Raw genomic sequence first — 17,486 nt, 5'->3', positions numbered from 1 at the left:
GGACAAGCCGGCTGGGCGTTAGTCCTGCACCCATGGCAAATCGTGGAAACGCCAGCCGTTCAGCGCACCGCGATGCTGCCCGTCGTTCAGGTCTCCTTCGAAACCTTCCCGCACATTCAACACCTGCGTAAAGCCGGCCTTGGCCGCCGCGTCCGCCGCTTGTGCCGAACGGTTGCCGCTACGGCACAGCAAGAGCACGACCGAGTCCTTGGGGGTTTTCGCTTCGAGTTCGCGCACGAAACGCGGATTGCGCGTCAGGCTCGTGCCGGTCGCCCACGGCACGTGCACGGAGCCGGGCACATAGCCGACGAACTTGCGCTCCTCCGCGGTGCGCACGTCCACCAGCAGCGCATTGCCGCTGGAAACGAGGGCCCACGCGTCGCGCGGCGTCACGCCGCCGGCATACGCGAGCCCTGCCGTTTCCGCCTCCTCGCGTGCGGTCTCGAGCACTGCGTGAAGCGGTCTTTCTTCGAGTACTGCTGTCATGTCGCCTCCTTGGTTGATGGAGCGTGCCGCCACCGCGCGGCATACCGTCTATAGCCATCAGCACCGATCATCGGCCAAACGATGCACGCGGCAGAACCAATCAAATTTCATTTGTTTAGAAGGCGCAATGGAATGACGCTATCCGCAACCGGCTTGCATCGAATCGCGATAACGATAGCGCTCGATATTGTTTGTGCGCTAACGGCCGGCTCTCTACGATCTCGTCACCTTCACTTCTATAGCGTCGAGACCATGAAAACGACCAAAGCACTCAAGGCCACTCTCTTTGCCGCTCTACTCGCATGCGGCGTCGTCGGCGCGCAAGCGGCGCACGCGGCGGGACAAACGGTGCGGGTCGGCATCATGTCGGGCGAGGACGAAGACGTGTGGCGCGCGGTTGCCGCCAATGCCGCGAAGCAGGGCATCACCGTCAAGATCACCACGTTCGCCGACTACACGCAGCCGAACGAAGCGCTCGCGCAGCACGACCTCGACGCCAACTCGTTCCAGCACAAGCCGTATCTGGATGCGCAGATCGCCGCGCGCCACTACGACATCGTGCCGGTCGGCTTCACCTACGTGCAGCCGATCGGTCTGTATTCGCGCAAGGTGAAGTCCGTCGCCGCTCTGCCGCAGAACGCGACGATCGGCGTGCCGAACGATCCCAGCAACGAAGGCCGCGCGCTGCTTCTGCTGCAGGCGAACGGGCTGATCAAGCTGCGCCCCGACGTCGGTCTGCTGCCGACCGCGCGCGACATCGCGGAGAACCCGAAGCACGTGCAGATCAAGGAACTCGACGCGGGCATCGTCGGCCGCGCGATCGGCGACCTCGACGCGGCCGTCGTCAATACCGACTGGGCGATCAAGGCCGGCATCAAAATTCCGCAGGAACGCATCGCGCAGGAGCAGGTGAGCGGCAATCCGTATCGCAACTTCATCGCGGTCAACGCGAAGGACGCGAACGCGCCGTGGGTGAAGACGATCGTCGACAGCTATCAGCAGGCCAACGTCGCTTCGTCGATCCTGACCGTCTATCACGGCGCCACGTTGCCCGCATGGGACGGCGCACCGCAGCACTGATCGCGCATCTCACATCAGCGGCGGCGGTCGGGCCGCCGCGCACCCGCTCTCTTTCATCGTCCTGCCTGTCATGTCCAAGCTCCCACGTCATTCGCACGAGCGCCGCTCGTTCCTGAAACTTTCGCTTGGCGCGGCGGCCGCCGCCGCGTCGCTCGCGGGCGCGGCGCTGTCGTTCGCGCAAGGCACGCCGGCGCGTACGCTGCGCATCGGTAATCAGAAGGGTTATCTGAATCTGCTGAAAGCGCGCGGCACGCTCGAAAAACGGCTCGCGCCGCTGAACGTGGCGGTGACGTGGACCGAGTTCAACGCGGGACCGGTGCAACTGGAAGCGCTGAACGTCGGCTCGATCGATTTCGGCGACGTCGGCGAAGCACCGCCGATCTTCGCGCAGGCGGCCGGCGCGCCGCTCGTCTATGTGGCCGCGACCGTCAAGCGCCCGCAATCGGAAGCGGTGCTGGTGCCGCCGCAATCGACGATCCGCTCGGTCGCGGACCTGAAGGGCAAACGCATCGCGCTCAATAAAGGCAGCAACGTCCACTACTTTCTCGTCAAACTGCTGCGCCAGCATGGCCTGCAATACAGCGACGTGAAACCGGTGTTTCTCGCCCCCGCCGATGCGCGCGCCGCGTTCGAGCGCGCGTCGATCGACGCATGGGTGATCTGGGATCCGTTCTTCGCGGCGGCGGAGAAATCGCTCGGCGCGCGCGTGCTGGCGGACGCGAGCGGCGTGGTCGGCAATCGCGCGTTCTATTTCTCTTCGCAGAACTTTGCGGCGAATAATCCCGACGTGATTCGCATCCTGATCGAGGAACTCGAGAAGATCGATCAGTGGGGTCAGCAGAACAAGGATCAGCTCGCGAGCGAACTCGCGCAGCTGTGGGGCGTGCCGAAGCCGGTCGTCGACGTGGTCGTGCAGCGGCAGCAGTTCGGCACGGTGCCGATCACGCGCGCGATTCTCGGCGAGCAGCAACAGATCGCCGACACCTTCCTCGAACTGGGCCTCATTCCGAAACACGTCGACGTGCTGCGGGCGGCGCCGAGCAATCTCGCGTAACGCGTCGCCGCATTAAACCTCCACTGACCGGCGGATTCAGGCCTCGGGCATCAGGCCGCAGGCCGCAGGCCTCAGGCTTCCGGCTACCGGCTACCGGCTACCGGTCGGAAACCGGCCGCTCGGTCGTGGCGCCGCGCTGCTGCGGCGCGTCGACCTGCTCGGTGCTCATCCGCCGCATCGAACTCGCGCAGGCCGCGATCACGGCCAGCGTCGCGGCGATCCCGGCAATCAGCGTCAGATGCCGGCCCGGCACGAGTCCGAACACGATCGCGACCACCACTGCGCCGCTCGACTGACCGAGCAGCCGGCCCATCGATTGCAGACCGGACGCGCCGCCGCTGCGATTTCTCGGCGCGCTGCCGATAATCACGCGATTGTTAGGCGACTGGAACAGACCGAAGCCGAGCCCGCAAATCGCGAGCCGCCAAACTATGCCGAACTGTGTCGCGGTATCGCCGAGCAGGCCCAGCAGCGCGAGCCCGCAGCCCAGCACGAACAGCCCGATGCTGCTGATGAGCCCCGGCGACACGCGGTCGGACAGCCGCCCCGCGATCGGCGCGATCAACGCGGTCATGAGCGGCCACGGCGTCATCAGCAGGCCGGTTTGCGTTTCCGACAGCTTCAGCGACTGCTGGAAATAGAACGGCAGCACGAGGTACGCCATCGTTTGCGCGGCGAACGAGCAGATCGACGTCGCCATCGACAGCGAGAACACCGGCATGCGCAGCAGGTCGAGCGGCAGGATCGGCGTCGCGAGACGGCTTTCGCGGCGCACGAATAGCACGCCGGCAACCAGCGCGATCGCGACCATCACGATCCCCCGCCGGGTTGCGCCTGCCTCGCCGAACGCGGTGAGACCCGAAATCAGGAGACCGAACGTTACCGCGTTGAGCACCACGCTGACGAGGTTCAGGCGCGCGCCGGAAGTCGGCGTCGCGGGCAACGTGCGGATCCCGATCAGCAGCGCCAGCACGCCGAGCGGCACGTTGACCAGAAACAGCCACTGCCAGTGCGCGACCGACAGAATCGCCGACGCGATGCTGGGCCCCGCCGCCGACGATACCGCGACCACCAGCGACGTATAACCGACGCCGACACCGAGTTTTGCGCGCGGAAAGATGAAGCGCACCAGCGCGATATTGACGCTCATGATGCCGGCCGCGCCGAGCCCCTGAAACACCCGCGCGAGCGCGAGGAACGCCAGCGTATGCGCGTTCGCGCACGCGAACGACGCGAGCGTGAAGAGCGCGAGTCCGTAGCAGTAGACGCGCTTGTAGCCGAGGCTGTCGCCGAGCACCGCGAGCGGCAGCAGGGACACCGTGATCGCCAGCTGGTACGCGTTGACCACCCAGATCGCGTCCGCCGGCGCAATCGACAGGTCGTTGCAAATAGTGGGTAACGCGACATTGACGATCGAGGTGTCGAGCACCGACATCATCGTCGCGATCGCGATCGCCAGGTAGGCAAGGGCGCGTTGGGGATTGGGCAGGCCGTCCGTCATGGGGCTAGGAGTCGAATGGGAATGCATGGGCAACCGTGGGTAACCGCGCGGCTTACGGCGCGCGGGTGCTGTCGGGCTGAATTGTTGCAACTCTGCGCCGCCGGAGCAAGGTGATGCGCGATACCGGGATCGGGAGTACCCGGAGGCGCGGGCATCGAGCGGTGTTCGAGCGGTAGCCGGCTGGCTCGCGGGCCGTGTTCCGGGGCGCGCCGGCGCGCGCGACTTTTTTCGACCTTTCCGCTCGCGGGTCTGAATCCTATAGTCGTTTGACGGCCAGCGCATCGGGCACTGGCCGGCCAGACGGATCGAACAAATCAGGAGAGAGAACATGCAGCGTTTGACGGGAAAAGTCGCGATCGTGACGGGTGCCAGCGCGGGCATCGGCCGCGCGAGCGCAAAGCTGTTCGCGCAGGAAGGCGCCAAAGTGGTCGTTGCGGCGCGCCGCGCGGCGGAACTCGAAACGCTCGTCGCGCAGATCGTCAGCGAAGGCGGCGAAGCCGCGTATCTGGCCGGCGACGTGCAGGCGGAGGACTTCGCGAAGGCGCTGGTCGATCTGGCGGTCAGCCGCTTCGGCCGCCTGGACATCGCCTACAACAACGCCGGCACGCTCGGCGAGATGGGCCCGAGCACCGGTATTTCCGCGGACGGCTGGAACGCCGCGCTGGCCACCAATCTGACGAGTGCCTTCTTCGGCGCGAAGCACCAGATTCCCGAAATGCTGAAGCAAGGCGGCGGCTCGATCATCTTCACATCGACGTTCGTCGGTTACTCGTTTGCGTTTCCCGGCACCGCGGCCTACGCGGCGAGCAAGGCCGGCCTGATCGGTCTGACCCAGGCACTCGCCGCCGAGTACGGCGTGCAGGGCATCCGCGTGAACGCGGTGCTGCCGGGCGCGGTCGACACGGAGATGTATCGCGGCATGAACGACAGCCAGGAATCGCAGGCGTTCGTGACCGGGCTGCATGCGCTCAAGCGCATCGCGAAACCGGAAGAGCTGGCGCGTTCGGTGCTGTATCTCGCGTCGGACGATTCGTCGTTCGTGACCGGCACCGCGTCGCTGGTGGATGGCGGCGCATCGATTACCCGTACCTGAAGCGCTCTTGTCACTTTCGCTTCACTCACTGCTTCACTCATTGAAAGGACAGCACTCATGGACCTGAATCTGACAGGCAAACTCGCACTCGTGAGCGGCAGCACGGCCGGCATCGGCCTCGCTATCGCCAGCACACTCGCGCAGGAAGGCGCGCGCGTGATCGTGAACGGCCGCTCGCAGTCGCCGGTGGATGAAGTGGTCGCGCAGTTGAAAGCGCAGACCGGCGCCGACGTGCTTGGATTCGCGGGCGATCTCAGCAGCGCCGCGTCGGCGGAAGAACTCGCGCGACGCTATCCGGACGTCGAAATTCTGGTCAACAACCTGGGCATCTTCGAGCCGAAGCCGTTCGAAGAGATCCCCGACGCGGACTGGCAGCGTTTCTTCGACGTCAATGTGTTGAGCGGAGTGCGCCTCGCCCGGCTGTTTTTACCGGCGATGAAACGGGCCAACTGGGGGCGCATTATTTTCATTTCGAGCGAAAGCGGAGTGCAGATCCCGGCCGAAATGATCCACTACGGGATGACTAAAACCGCGCAACTGGCCGTCGCCCGCGGGCTCGCCGAAGCGGTGGCCGGCACCGGCATCACGGTCAATAGCGTGCTGCCGGGGCCGACCCGCTCGCGCGGCGTCGGCGACTTCGTGGAGAGCCTCGCCAAGGCCGACGGCAAATCGTTCGAAGCATTCGAAAAGGAGTTCTTCGAGAAGGTGCGCCCGACGTCGCTGATCAAGCGGTTCGGCTCGCCGCAGGAAGTCGCGTCGCTGGTTGCCTATATCGCCAGTCCGCTGGCGTCGGCGACGACGGGCGCCGCGTTGCGCGCCGATGGGGGCGTGATCAAGAGCGCGTTCTAGATTCGCACCGGTCGTAGCAGGCGGTGGACGCGAACCCGGAGTAAATTGAGTGTTCGTCCGTAGCGCCGTTGCCGTACGCTAACCCGTAACCCCGATTCTGGAGAACCTCATGACAGATATCGCACTTGCACGCAAAGATGCTTGTCTTGCAGTGGTTCATGGAGTTTTGTCGGACATGCTCGACGACGCCAATCTGATCGGCGCGTGTCTGCGTGTCGCGGACTACCTGGCAGACGATCTGGAAGGCAAGATCACCGAGACCGACGCCGTCCTGCTGGCCGTCTCCTCCCTCACCAAAGTCAATCGCGCGATCCGCGAGTGGTACGACGTGGACGGCAATGCGATGGACCCTATGAAAGCCGCGAACTTTGTGATCGACGAAGAAATAAACGGCTACGATCGCGCAAACCATCCACGTGAAACGACGTCGTCCGCGCAAAGAATCGAGGCGCGCGAGGCCGCGGTGATCCGGCCGAGCGGGTCGCCGGTGCGGCCCGTTCAACATTAACGGGTGGGTTCCGCCGGGGCACCCAGGCGTTTGGGCGCCCGGGCTTTTTGCCTCCATTGCAGCCGGCTTTCGTTAGAATCTCTTTTCGATTCTTTTATTCGTCCATTTAACGGAGGCGAACGTGCCAGGCTTACTTCCCGATGTCGATCGCGATGGGCTTCTCGAATATTCCGTCGTCTACACCGACCGGTCGATCAATCATATGTCGCGGCTCTTTCAGGGCGTGATGCGCGATATTTCCGCCAGCCTGAAAAAAGTCTATAACGCGAAGTCGGTCGTCGTCGTTCCGGGCAGCGGCACTTTCGGCATGGAAGCGGTGGCCCGCCAGTTCGCGACGAACCGCAAGTGCCTGGTCATTCGCAACGGCTGGTTCAGTTTCCGCTGGTCGCAGATTTTCGACATGGGCGGCATTGCGTCCGGATCGATCGTATTGAAAGCGCGTCCGGTCGAAGCGGGCCCGCAGGCGGCGTACGCACCGGCTCCAATCGAGGAAGTGGTCGCCGCGATTCGCGAGCACAAGCCGGATCTGGTCTTCGCGCCGCACGTCGAAACCGCGTCCGGGATGATGCTGCCCGACGACTATCTGCGCGCGGTGGCCGACGCCGTGCATGCGGTGGGCGGGATGTTCGTGCTCGATTGCATTGCCTCCGGCACGGTCTGGGTCGATATGCAGGCGAGCGGCGTCGATATTCTGATCAGCGCGCCGCAGAAAGGCTGGAGTGCATCGCCCTGCTGCGGGTTGGTGATGCTGAGCCCGCTCGCACGCGAGCGCATCGACGCGACCACCAGCACCAGCTTCGCGTGCGATTTGCGCAAATGGCTGCAGATCATGGAAGCCTACGAGGGCGGCAGCTTCGCGTACCACGCGACGATGCCCACCGACAGCCTCGCGACGTTGCGCGACGTTATCAAGGAAACCGAAACATACGGTCTGGACAAGGTGAAAGCCGAGCAGCTCGAACTCGGCGCGCGGATTCGCGCGCTGCTGGCCAGCAAAGGTTTCCGAAGCGTGGCGGCCGCGGGATTCGAGGCGCCGGGCGTGGTAGTCAGCTACACGGACGACGACGGCATCCGCTCCGGCCAGAAGTTCGCCGATGCCGGTGTGCAGATCGCGCCCGGCGTGCCGCTTCAATGCGATGAGCCGGCCGACCTCAAGACCTTCCGGATCGGACTATTCGGCCTCGACAAACTGCATGACGTCGATGCCGCGGTCGCCCGCTTCGAGAAGGCGCTGGACAGTATCGTTTAAAGCGGCTCGTCCCGTTCGCACGCGTACCCGGACTCATGCCGCACGTCCGGGTACGCCGTGTCAAACAATCGTTTCACTCCCACCGCGCACTGCGGGTTAGTTGTCCGGGTGCGCGGCGACGAAGGTCTTGAACGTGCCGTAAGTCGGCTGGATCGGCACCAGGCTGTCGGTGACGATCCCGTAGGTCTGGTCGCCGCTCGTCAACTCGTAGTACATCACCGACTCGATCGCACTCGTCTTGCGCGCCGCATAGAATTCGCCGAGTTGCTGCTTGACGTAGGTCGAGCGGAACGTTTCGGTCTGCTGAGGACTCGCATTCCATTCGGTGATCATGAACGGCACCCCATAGCGCGCCTTGCAATAGACCGGCAGGTTGAAGCCCGGACCGGCGCCGTCGGTGCCAACGTTGAAGATATCGCCGTACGCCTCGTAGTTGTGCCAGGTCGTGATGTCCCAGCGCACCTTCGGGTAGCCGCCCGAGCCATCCGGCTGCATGCCGTCCCACAGCATATCGGCGGCGGCAATGTCCGCGACGCAGAAGTTGATCCCGCACTTCGCGTTCGGCTGCACCGACTTGATCCCGTCGATCATGCCGAGCATCGCGCCGCGCATGATCGGCCAGTTCGCGTTGTTGAAGTCGCCGCGCCCATTGCCCGCGGTCGCCGAATTCAGAATGATCGCCGGGTCGCGCGTCAACTCGTTGCCGCATTCGTACATCGTCACGCCATACGGCGCGAGCGCGGTCGCAATCGCGGCGGCGCCGGCGAACGACGCCTCGTATGCAGCCGATTCGCTGGTGTACAGCATGCCGCGGTCGTCGTGCAGCCCGTAATCGACGAGCGTGAACAGTTTCATTCCCGCCGCCTGAAACGCGCTGGCGAGCGCGACGACCGGGTTCATCATCGCCGGGATGTTGACGCAACCGACGCGATACGTGTTGCAGCCGAGCCCGCGCAGCGCGGAGACGACCTGGGAAGGCGTGAACGGATAGTCGTGATGGCCGTTGATGCCGTAGAACGCGCCCGCCGTCGCGACCGCGGCGATCCGCGGGTCCGCGCACGGCAACCAGTTGCCGTTGAAGGTCAGCACATAGAACTGGCCGCCGGTGCCCGACTGATAGATCAGGCCGCCGTACCACAACAACAGGCTCACGTTATAGGAATACGGATCCTTCACGCTGTTCCTGTAGATGTAGCCGGCGGACAACGTCCAGACGTTGTTGGACTTGTCGATGATGTACGACGAAGACGGCAGCGTCGTGCCGTCCGCGGAAACGCCGCCCATGCGGGGATCGAGCGAATACTCCCAGCCGGACCCGGTGTAGCGATAAAAGTCGCCGCCGGTGTTTTTCTGGTAGACGCTGCCGCCATACCACAGCAGCAGCGCCACGTTGTACGAGCCCGCATCCTTGGTGCCGTTCTTGTAGATAAAGCCGCTGGAGGTTTTCCACACATTGCCGCTCTTATCCACGATCGACGCCGCCGGCGGCGTCGTGGTGCCGTTCGCCGAGGCGGACACGGTCGCCTTGGCTTTCGCCGCGCTGCTTTGGGCGCCGGGTGCGAGCGCCTCGCTTTCATTGTCGCCCCCGCCGCCGCATGCGATCAGTACAGAGCTGCTTGCGGCCGCCGTCAGGTAGCCGAGAAATTGTCGTCGGTTGATCACAAAAATAATCCGTCGCCGGAGAACCGGCAAAATTCAGTCTGTCCGCGCCCGCGTCGCGCGGCTCGACCGGGCGACAAAATGCGCTTCCAATTTTTAATTCGCGCTCCTGATTGAATGGCCGGCTCCGCGATCCCGCAGTGCGTCCACGGCGTTAGCGGCACGCCGGGTTATTCAGCGCACGACTGACGTCGAAGGATCTGGATCGCTCGGGGGTGGCTGTCGATTGACCTGCGTGAAAGCAGTGAGCCGCGCGCATTCGAAAAGGAACTGCGAAAACGTTGATCGGTAAGTTATACCCAGTGCGCAGACCTCGATAAGTAACACATACCTGGATGTCGGCAGCGCGGGCGGCGACGTTAGAGTGGGGCTGCAAATAAGCGCATTCTTCCGACAGAAATGCGGCCAAAGGTGACCTTTGCGCCGAACTCACGTTTGCAGGGAGGAACGTGCCGGAAACGGCTGAAATCGCGTAAGAGGAAGTAATAATTACGGCGTGAAGTTGGATATCGTTCTCATTCTCAGGGGCAGACCTCGGCGACCTTTTCCCCGTATGCACCGCCCGGCCCGGATGCGGTGGCCGCACCCAAACTGATTACGGCCAAGCCCCCTCGCCCCAACTCGTCGCGCATCGGCAGAGCGCCGCGGAGCCGAGCGCGCGCCGAAAAGCACCCCCACCGCCCATCCCCCTGATTTTCAACGGCTTTTACTTTTCAACTCTTATATAAGACATAAGACATTTGACCGCATAGAGGTATTGCACTTAAAATCGCGGCCAAAGCTGCACCTGGAATACCGCCGCGAAGTGCCTGACAAGGTCTTCCCCTTACAACGCAATACAGCAGGTTCCCCATGCTTGAAAACTTTCGTGCTCACGTTGCCGCACGCGCCGCGCTCGGCATTCCCCCCCTGCCGCTGACGGCCCAGCAAACCGCCGAGCTGGTGGAACTGCTGGCTAATCCGCCGGCCGGCGAAGAGCAGACCCTGCTCGACCTGATCACCAACCGCGTTCCCGCCGGCGTCGACGAAGCCGCTCGCGTAAAGGCCGGTTTCCTCGCCGCTGTCGCCAAAGGCCAGACCGCCTGCCCGCTGATCTCGCGCGAGCGCGCCACCGAACTGCTCGGCACGATGCTGGGCGGCTACAACATCCAGCCGCTGATCGAACTGCTGGCCGACGCCGCAGTGGGCACCGTCGCAGCTGACGCGCTGAAGAAAACCCTGCTGATGTTCGACCAGTTCCACGACGTCAAGGAACTGGCCGACCAGGGCAACGCGAATGCGAAGGCCGTGCTGCAAAGCTGGGCCGACGCCGAATGGTTCACGAGCCGTCCGGAAGTCCCGCAAAGCCTGACCATCACCGTCTTCAAGGTGACCGGCGAAACCAATACCGACGATCTGTCGCCGGCACCGGACGCAACCACCCGCCCGGACATCCCGCTGCACGCGCTGGCGATGCTGAAGAACGCCCGTCCCGGCATCACGCCGGAAGAAGACGGCAAGCGCGGCCCGGTCAAGTTCATCGAATCGCTGAAGGAAAAGGGGCACCTCGTCGCCTACGTCGGCGACGTGGTCGGCACCGGCTCCTCGCGCAAGTCGGCTACCAACTCGGTGCTGTGGTTCACCGGTGAAGACATCCCCTTCATCCCGAACAAGCGCTTCGGCGGCGTGTGCCTCGGCGGCAAGATCGCCCCGATCTTCTACAACACGATGGAAGACGCCGGCGCGCTGCCGATCGAACTCGACGTGTCGCAGATGGAAATGGGCGACGTGGTCGAACTGCGCCCGTACGAAGGCAAGGCACTGAAGAACGGCGCAGTGATCGCCGAATTCCAGGTGAAGTCGGACGTGCTGTTCGACGAAGTGCGCGCCGGCGGCCGGATTCCGCTGATCATCGGCCGCGGCCTGACCGCCAAGGCGCGTGAAGCGCTGGGTCTGGCGCCGTCGACGCTGTTCCGTCTGCCGCAGCAACCGGCCGACAGCGGCAAGGGTTTCTCGCTCGCGCAGAAGATGGTCGGTCGCGCCTGCGGTCTGCCGGAAGGCCAGGGCGTGCGCCCGGGCACTTACTGCGAACCGAAGATGACCTCGGTCGGCTCGCAGGACACCACCGGCCCGATGACCCGCGACGAACTGAAAGACCTCGCGTGCCTCGGCTTCTCGGCCGACCTCGTGATGCAGTCGTTCTGCCACACCGCCGCTTACCCCAAGCCGGTCGACGTGAAGACCCACCACACGCTGCCGAACTTCATCAGCACGCGCGGCGGTATCGCGCTGCGTCCGGGCGACGGCGTGATCCACTCGTGGCTGAACCGCATGCTGCTGCCCGACACCGTCGGCACCGGCGGCGACTCGCACACCCGCTTCCCGATCGGCATCAGCTTCCCGGCTGGTTCGGGTCTGGTCGCATTCGCGGCAGCCACCGGCACGATGCCGCTCGACATGCCGGAATCGGTGCTGGTCCGCTTCAAGGGCAAGATGCAGCCGGGCGTCACGCTGCGTGACCTCGTCAACGCGATCCCGCTGTACGCGATCAAGCAAGGCATGCTGACGGTTGCCAAGCAAGGCAAGAAGAACATCTTCTCCGGCCGCATTTTGGAAATCGAAGGCCTGCCCGATCTGAAGGTCGAGCAAGCGTTCGAACTGTCGGATGCGTCGGCGGAGCGTTCGGCCGCCGGTTGCACGGTGCACCTGAACAAGGAACCGATCATCGAGTACCTGAACAGCAACGTCACGCTGCTCAAGTGGATGATCGCCCAGGGCTACCAGGATCCGCGCAGCCTGCAACGCCGTATCAAGGCAATGGAAGCATGGCTGGCCGATCCGCAATTGCTGCAACCGGACGCGGACGCCGAGTACGCTGCCGTGATCGAAATCGATCTGGCCGACGTGCATGAGCCAATCGTCGCCTGCCCGAACGATCCGGACGACGTGAAGACGCTGTCGGACGTGGCCGGCGCGAAGATCGACGAAGTGTTCATCGGTTCGTGCATGACCAACATCGGTCACTTCCGTGCGGCGTCGAAGCTGCTCGAAGGCAAGCGCGACATTCCGGTCAAGCTGTGGGTCGCGCCGCCGACCAAGATGGACCAGAAGCAGCTGACCGAAGAGGGTCACTATGGCGTGTTCGGCACCGCTGGCGCCCGTACCGAAATGCCGGGCTGCTCGCTGTGCATGGGTAACCAGGCACAGGTGCGCGAAGGCGCGACGGTGATGTCGACGTCGACCCGTAACTTCCCGAACCGTCTGGGCAAGAACACGAACGTGTACCTCGGCTCGGCGGAACTGGCGGCGATCTGCTCGCGTCTGGGCAAGATCCCGACCAAGGACGAGTACATGGCCGACATGGGCGTGCTGAACGCGAACGGCGACAAGATTTATCAGTACATGAACTTCGACCAGATCGAGGACTTCAAGGAAGTGGCCGATACCGTCGAGATGTAAATCGCGTGCTGTTGACTATGACGTGGTGAGATTGATGTAGGGTTCGCGTCGTAGTGCGATGGCGATGGCGCCGCAGGCTTAATGCCTGCGGCGCTTTTTTTTGCTTCCGAGTCACGAACAAGCGTGCCATCCGCCGCCAGTAAGAGGCTGCAAGAAGTCGCCTGTCGCCTGGCAAATTTTGCACAACACCCCTGTCCAGTCGCGTTCACGCAATAGCTCGGTCCCAGCAAACCGAAGATTCGCCAACCGCCTCGCGCCCCTGCGATTAGCGAGCGCGGCGCACCCCTAGCCAGCGGCCAACGCCCTCGCCACTGCATCAACTCCCCGCCGCTAAACCCCCGCCCCCAGGCACACCGCTTGCTCTCCGATTGCCCTGTCCTTTCGCCGCACCGCACAAGTGCAAACTGCGTCTTTCCTGGGGGCCACCTTGCCGCTTAACGTCCTGCTTGTCGCTTCAGAAGCCTTTCCACTGGCCAAAACGGGCGGCCTTGGCGATATGGTCAGCGCCTACGCCGCCGCGTTGCGCGATGCGGGCGTGGAGGTGTCGATATTGATGCCCGCGTATCCGGCCGCGCTCGAGGGCGCCGTCGACGTCGTCCCGGTTGCGCGCATGACAGGCCTGCCCGGCGGCGACGCGCGGCTGCTGCGCGGACAGATGCCCGACAGCGGCGTCACCGTCCTGCTGCTGCAAATGGATCATCTGTTCGCGCGCGAAGGCCTGTACCGCGATCCGCACGGACGCGACTACCTCGATAACCTGACACGGTTCGCGTCGCTAGCGGCAGCGGCCACGCGCATCGCGCGCGGCGTGCGCAACCTGAAACGCCCCGACATCGTGCATGCGCACGATTGGCATGCGGGCCTCACGCCGCTGTATCTGCGCGTCGCGGGCGTCGCGGCGAAAAGCGTGTTCACGATTCACAACCTCGCGTTCCAGGGCAACCATCCACTCGCGATGGGCAGCTGGATCGGCGTGCCGCCCGAACTGCTCGTCCCCGCGTTGACCGACGAACGCAGCATCGAGTTTTACGGGCTGCTAAGCATGATGAAAGCCGGCATCGTTCACGCGGATCGGGTGACGACCGTGAGCCAGCGCTATGCGCACGAAATCGTCACCCCGCACTTCGGGCATGGCATGGAAGGCGTGCTGCAAGCGCAGCAAACGAAACTCAGCGGCATCGTCAATGGCATCGATACGTCGGTTTGGAACCCGGCGACGGATCCGCTGATCGCGCGCCGGTATCGCGTCGATGACACGGCCGGCAAGCATGCGTGCAAACGCGAGTTGCAACAGGCGTTCGGTTTGACACGCGATCCGTTTGCGCCGCTCGTGGCGATCGGCAGCCGTCTGACCGAACAGAAAATGGCCGACGTGGCGGTACGCGCGCTGCCGACTCTCCTGCAACAGCATCCGCGCCTGCAGTTTGCGGTCCTCGGCCAGGGCGAGCACGGCCTCGAACACGCGATGCAGGAACTGGCCGCCGCGTGGCCCGGCCGCGTCGGAGTGCAGATCGGCTACGACGAGCGCCGTGCGCACGCGCTGCACGCGGGCGCGGATATCCTGCTGCATGGCAGCCGCTTCGAGCCGTGCGGACTGACGCAGCTCTATGCAATGCGGTACGGCACGATTCCGGTGGCGTCGCGCGTCGGCGGCCTTGCCGATACGATCGTCGACTACGCGCCGCACGAGGCGCGCGACGAAACCTGCGCGACCGGCGTCCTGTTCGACGGCGACCAGCCGCACGACGTCGTGCATGCAATGGAGCGCGCGCTCGCCGCATTCGTGCGGCCAGCGGCCTGGCATGCATTGCAGCGAAACGCGATGAGCCGCGACTCGGGGTGGGAACGGTCGACGTCGAACTATCTGGCTTTGTACGCGCAGCTCGTCGATGCACGCCCCGCGCCTCGCGATCTGCGCGTGCGCAAAGCACCAACGCGCACGAGAACCGCGGCGTCCGCAAAGGGGCGGCAGGCGCGCGGCGAAGCAAGCTTCGATACAGGTACGGGCGAACTCGCGCGCAGCGCATAACGCGAAACGAACGAAACGAAACGGCGCCGGCCGTCCCCGCCGGCGCCCCGCCCCGCTCCTGTCAACCCGGCACCGACCGCCGCACGCTCCTCGCGATCCACGCTGACAGACCGCTGCGACTCGCGATCGACAGCGCGCGACGCGGCCCCAGCACCAGCACGCCGAGCATCACCGCGAGGACCGTCGTCACGTGCGGTACTTCGGCGAGCGAACTAATCACGTTGACGGCTGAGGTGCGCACGGGCGAGCGCGGCCCCGGCAACGCGAGCGCGCGATTGGCCAGCAGCAACGCGTGCCGCGAGGCTTCCATGCGTTCGAGGACCGCCACCCGAGCGACTTCATGCGTATGTCTGGAATTCATTTGAGCGCCTCCCGGAGCGCGTCGAGATCGCTGTCAATCTCGCTCTTCAGTACATGGATCGATTCGGTCGGCTTCTGCGTCCGCATCACCAGCAGTGCGACGATGCAGACGAGGAACCACACGGCAGCCACAGCCCACACCACTGTCAGGAAGTAGCGGGTCTGCCAGGCGGTGGCAATGATGGCGATACAAAGAAACGACAGTGTGAACAGCCCTCCGACCGCCAAGGCGACGAGTGCGCTCAACTCGCGGACCAGACGCCGGCGTGTCTCGTCGATTTCCAGCGCCAACAGCTCGCTATAGTCGCCCACCCGTTCGACGCAAAAGCGGCCGACATTGCGCCACCGGGTTACCTTCGCGTGGATTGACATTCTGCCCTCCTGACGATCCGCTCACACCGACCGTCAAATCCAGTCGTTTCGTCCATCGGCCGCTCGCTCGGAGCGTCCCCCCGCAGATGCCGCGCAAAAGCCGGGCCTGCACCGCAAAAGCGTGTACACGTGGCGAAGCACGACGCCGCGGCAGCGGCCTACCTGGATTTATGACTGAACGCACCGTCCGGATTGGCATAGGGATTCGCCTCCTTGCGCGCCCGATCCGGACTTCCGTCCGACATCCCCATTTGCTCTCGGAGCGGCGCCGGTTGGTATTTGCCCGGCCGCGAGTCGGGTTTGATGTCGTTCAGACCACTCGCCCACGCGTCCAGCATGCGCTTGGCGACCTCGCGGAAATCCGGGTACTGGTCGGCCAATTCCGACACCATTGGCGTGACCCGATGGATCGCCGACGTGACCCGCTCGACCGCGTCGTTCATGTCGGTTTTGCTCAGGCCGAGCCGCGCGCCGCCGTAAGTCTGAAGCAGCGCGCCCGACGCCCACACCCGCTTGCCCTTCAAAGGCAGCGCGGGAAGCGCCGTCGCGTATTGCCGGTAGGCGGTGCCGCTGAGAACGTCGTAGACCGGTGCGAGCCGCACGTCGTCGCGGCCCGTGTACACGAGCGCAAAGTTCTTCAGATGTGCATCCTGGTTATGGATCGCATAGTTGAGCAACAGCAGCGTGAATAGACGCCGCGCGTTGTCCTTCAATTGCTCGCGCGGAACGTAGGCTTTGGTCAGCGTTTCCAGAATTTCGAGCGTGCCTTTGTATTTATCGACGGGATCGAGGCCCTTCAGCGCGCAGTAATCCTCCATCGCCAGCTTGCGGCCATCGGCCATGCGGTCGAAGCGTCGTACCGCCACGACCTGGCCGTCGCCGGACAAGCGCGCGTCCGGCACTTCGAGACCGGCGTGGCGCGCAACCTCCAGACACAGGTATTCGTTGATCGCGAGGCCCGGCAGATCGTCGAATCCGGTTTTCAGAATGAACTCGTCGGTCCATGTGGTGGCTCTGTCGAACGACTGCAGCAGCGCCTTAGGCATTACCCCGGAGACGCCTTCGGTCACGCCGGCTTCGAGAAGACGCAGCAGGTTTTCGCGCGAGTCGGTCGACGCCAGCAAGTCCGCCATATTGGTCTGGCTCGCAGCGGCTGCCGGCGTGGCGCCGCGCGGCACCACCTGCACACGCCCGATCGTGTTCGCACCCGTCAGCGCAAGCAGGCCGAAATCGCTGACATCCGCGTGCGGGCCCAACTGGCGGATCAGAATCTCCTTCTTCGCGCCCTCGGGAAGATTCATCTGAAAGAACGGATGCAGGCGCGGCCATACGTACGACTGCGCGCGCACCGGCATCAACAGCGACACCTGATTCGCTTCCTCGGCCTGAGGCAGGTACGTAAAAACGTAGCGGTCCGCCTCTTGTGCAAGCGTGCCGACCAACTGTCCGCCGACGTAGACATCGAGACCGTCGCGACTCATGATTGGCGGTCCGAAGTATTCCTGCGCGGCCGCACGCGCCGCCGGCCGGTTGGAGCGCCGCCGGATTCTTCACGCTCGTGCAGAACGTCGTCGAGAGTGCGCCGATGGCCGCGGCGCCGCGCGAGCAGTTCGAGCCCGACCGCGTCGAACAGGCTGAGCATCTTGACCGCGCCAAGCTCCGCCAGCATGCCGGACTCGAACAGGCTGATGCGCGAACGCGGTACCCCGCTCAGGTCGGCGACCTGCTGTTGGGTGAGATTTCCCGCGAGGCGGGCGTCGCGGAATGTTGCACCTAGTTCGGCAAGGTTCATGTTCGCTATATGTAAC

15 protein-coding genes are annotated in these 17,486 nt (G+C 64.2%); 8 read left to right on the top strand and 7 right to left on the bottom strand.

Annotation, left to right across the window (positions count from 1 at the left end; translation table 11 throughout):
- Positions 1-18: 18 nt before the first annotated feature.
- Positions 19-486 carry a rhodanese-like domain-containing protein gene (locus LJ656_RS06295; RefSeq protein WP_230508411.1) on the bottom strand — a complete coding sequence of 156 codons (468 nt, stop codon included), beginning with the start codon at positions 484-486 and terminating at the stop codon, positions 19-21.
- A 252-nt stretch (positions 487-738) separates the two neighbouring features.
- On the opposite strand from LJ656_RS06295, the gene LJ656_RS06290 reads away from it, so the two are divergent.
- Together LJ656_RS06290 and LJ656_RS06285 are read left to right on the top strand one after the other, a co-directional pair.
- The gene (locus LJ656_RS06290; protein WP_230508410.1) at positions 739-1,566 is read left to right on the top strand and encodes a MetQ/NlpA family lipoprotein; all 828 of its coding nucleotides are present in this window, start codon (positions 739-741) and stop codon (positions 1,564-1,566) included.
- Positions 1,567-1,636: 70 nt separating this feature from the next.
- Positions 1,637-2,620: a sulfonate ABC transporter substrate-binding protein gene (locus LJ656_RS06285; RefSeq protein WP_230508409.1), complete on the top strand. Its 984-nt coding sequence runs from the start codon at positions 1,637-1,639 to the stop codon at positions 2,618-2,620.
- Between the two features lie 97 nt (positions 2,621-2,717).
- Here LJ656_RS06285 and LJ656_RS06280 read toward each other — a convergent pair whose 3' ends face one another.
- Entirely contained in the window at positions 2,718-4,121 is a 1,404-nt protein-coding gene (locus tag LJ656_RS06280) for an MFS transporter (RefSeq protein ID WP_230508408.1), read from the bottom strand.
- 328 nt (positions 4,122-4,449) lie between these two features.
- Here LJ656_RS06280 and LJ656_RS06275 point away from each other — a divergent pair, with 328 nt between their 5' ends.
- From LJ656_RS06275 to LJ656_RS06260, 4 genes are all read left to right on the top strand, one after another.
- Positions 4,450-5,214 (top strand): SDR family oxidoreductase, encoded by a 765-nt coding sequence (locus LJ656_RS06275; RefSeq protein ID WP_230508407.1) that lies wholly within the window; start codon positions 4,450-4,452, stop codon positions 5,212-5,214.
- 57 nt (positions 5,215-5,271) lie between these two features.
- On the top strand, positions 5,272-6,063 hold the full coding sequence (locus LJ656_RS06270) for an SDR family NAD(P)-dependent oxidoreductase (protein WP_230508406.1): 792 nt from the start codon (positions 5,272-5,274) through the stop codon (positions 6,061-6,063).
- Positions 6,064-6,172: 109 nt separating this feature from the next.
- The gene (locus tag LJ656_RS06265) at positions 6,173-6,571 is read left to right on the top strand and encodes a hypothetical protein (RefSeq protein WP_230508405.1); all 399 of its coding nucleotides are present in this window, start codon (positions 6,173-6,175) and stop codon (positions 6,569-6,571) included.
- A gap of 121 nt (positions 6,572-6,692) precedes the next feature.
- Positions 6,693-7,820 carry an aminotransferase class V-fold PLP-dependent enzyme gene (locus LJ656_RS06260; protein WP_230508404.1) on the top strand — a complete coding sequence of 376 codons (1,128 nt, stop codon included), beginning with the start codon at positions 6,693-6,695 and terminating at the stop codon, positions 7,818-7,820.
- A 96-nt stretch (positions 7,821-7,916) separates the two neighbouring features.
- On the opposite strand, the gene LJ656_RS06255 is transcribed toward LJ656_RS06260, so the two are convergent.
- Positions 7,917-9,482, bottom strand: coding sequence for a hypothetical protein (locus LJ656_RS06255; protein ID WP_230508403.1), 1,566 nt, complete (start codon positions 9,480-9,482; stop codon positions 7,917-7,919).
- Between the two features lie 849 nt (positions 9,483-10,331).
- Here LJ656_RS06255 and acnB point away from each other — a divergent pair.
- Complete coding sequence (gene acnB / locus LJ656_RS06250; protein ID WP_230508402.1) at positions 10,332-12,917, top strand: bifunctional aconitate hydratase 2/2-methylisocitrate dehydratase; 2,586 nt, start codon at positions 10,332-10,334, stop codon at positions 12,915-12,917.
- 427 nt (positions 12,918-13,344) lie between these two features.
- Positions 13,345-14,946, top strand: coding sequence for a glycogen synthase GlgA (glgA, locus tag LJ656_RS06245; RefSeq protein WP_230508401.1), 1,602 nt, complete (start codon positions 13,345-13,347; stop codon positions 14,944-14,946).
- Between the two features lie 61 nt (positions 14,947-15,007).
- Here glgA and LJ656_RS06240 read toward each other — a convergent pair whose 3' ends face one another.
- The 4 genes from LJ656_RS06240 to LJ656_RS06225 form a co-directional block, all read right to left on the bottom strand.
- Complete coding sequence (locus LJ656_RS06240) at positions 15,008-15,307, bottom strand: hypothetical protein (protein ID WP_230508400.1); 300 nt, start codon at positions 15,305-15,307, stop codon at positions 15,008-15,010.
- Complete coding sequence (locus tag LJ656_RS06235) at positions 15,304-15,678, bottom strand: phage holin family protein (protein WP_230508399.1); 375 nt, start codon at positions 15,676-15,678, stop codon at positions 15,304-15,306. The genes LJ656_RS06240 and LJ656_RS06235 overlap by 4 nt, the downstream gene beginning before the upstream one ends.
- 158 nt (positions 15,679-15,836) lie before the next feature.
- Positions 15,837-17,159: a type II toxin-antitoxin system HipA family toxin gene (locus LJ656_RS06230; RefSeq protein ID WP_230508398.1), complete on the bottom strand. Its 1,323-nt coding sequence runs from the start codon at positions 17,157-17,159 to the stop codon at positions 15,837-15,839.
- Positions 17,156-17,470: a helix-turn-helix domain-containing protein gene (locus LJ656_RS06225; protein ID WP_230508397.1), complete on the bottom strand. Its 315-nt coding sequence runs from the start codon at positions 17,468-17,470 to the stop codon at positions 17,156-17,158. The genes LJ656_RS06230 and LJ656_RS06225 overlap by 4 nt, the downstream gene beginning before the upstream one ends.
- Positions 17,471-17,486 lie beyond the last annotated feature (16 nt).

Origin of the sequence: Paraburkholderia sejongensis (assembly GCF_020880815.1) — a bacterium.
In the GTDB taxonomy this organism is placed as follows: Bacteria; Pseudomonadota; Gammaproteobacteria; order Burkholderiales; family Burkholderiaceae; genus Paraburkholderia; species Paraburkholderia sejongensis.
Note: the sequence above shows the minus strand (reverse complement) of the source record. Positions and strands in the feature narration are given on the sequence as shown.

What these genes read in the sequence shown, in the direction of transcription:
- LJ656_RS06290 (WP_230508410.1), top strand. Translation starts at nt 739, where the DNA reads ATGAAAACGACCAAAGCACTCAAGGCCACTCTCTTTGCCGCTCTACTC.
- LJ656_RS06235 (WP_230508399.1), bottom strand. Translation starts at nt 15,678, where the DNA reads ATGTCAATCCACGCGAAGGTAACCCGGTGGCGCAATGTCGGCCGCTTT.
- LJ656_RS06240 (WP_230508400.1), bottom strand. Translation starts at nt 15,307, where the DNA reads ATGAATTCCAGACATACGCATGAAGTCGCTCGGGTGGCGGTCCTCGAA.
- LJ656_RS06225 (WP_230508397.1), bottom strand. Translation starts at nt 17,470, where the DNA reads ATGAACCTTGCCGAACTAGGTGCAACATTCCGCGACGCCCGCCTCGCG.
- LJ656_RS06230 (WP_230508398.1), bottom strand. Translation starts at nt 17,159, where the DNA reads ATGAGTCGCGACGGTCTCGATGTCTACGTCGGCGGACAGTTGGTCGGC.
- acnB (WP_230508402.1), top strand. Translation starts at nt 10,332, where the DNA reads ATGCTTGAAAACTTTCGTGCTCACGTTGCCGCACGCGCCGCGCTCGGC.
- LJ656_RS06275 (WP_230508407.1), top strand. Translation starts at nt 4,450, where the DNA reads ATGCAGCGTTTGACGGGAAAAGTCGCGATCGTGACGGGTGCCAGCGCG.
- LJ656_RS06280 (WP_230508408.1), bottom strand. Translation starts at nt 4,121, where the DNA reads ATGACGGACGGCCTGCCCAATCCCCAACGCGCCCTTGCCTACCTGGCG.
- LJ656_RS06285 (WP_230508409.1), top strand. Translation starts at nt 1,637, where the DNA reads ATGTCCAAGCTCCCACGTCATTCGCACGAGCGCCGCTCGTTCCTGAAA.
- LJ656_RS06265 (WP_230508405.1), top strand. Translation starts at nt 6,173, where the DNA reads ATGACAGATATCGCACTTGCACGCAAAGATGCTTGTCTTGCAGTGGTT.
- LJ656_RS06295 (WP_230508411.1), bottom strand. Translation starts at nt 486, where the DNA reads ATGACAGCAGTACTCGAAGAAAGACCGCTTCACGCAGTGCTCGAGACC.
- LJ656_RS06270 (WP_230508406.1), top strand. Translation starts at nt 5,272, where the DNA reads ATGGACCTGAATCTGACAGGCAAACTCGCACTCGTGAGCGGCAGCACG.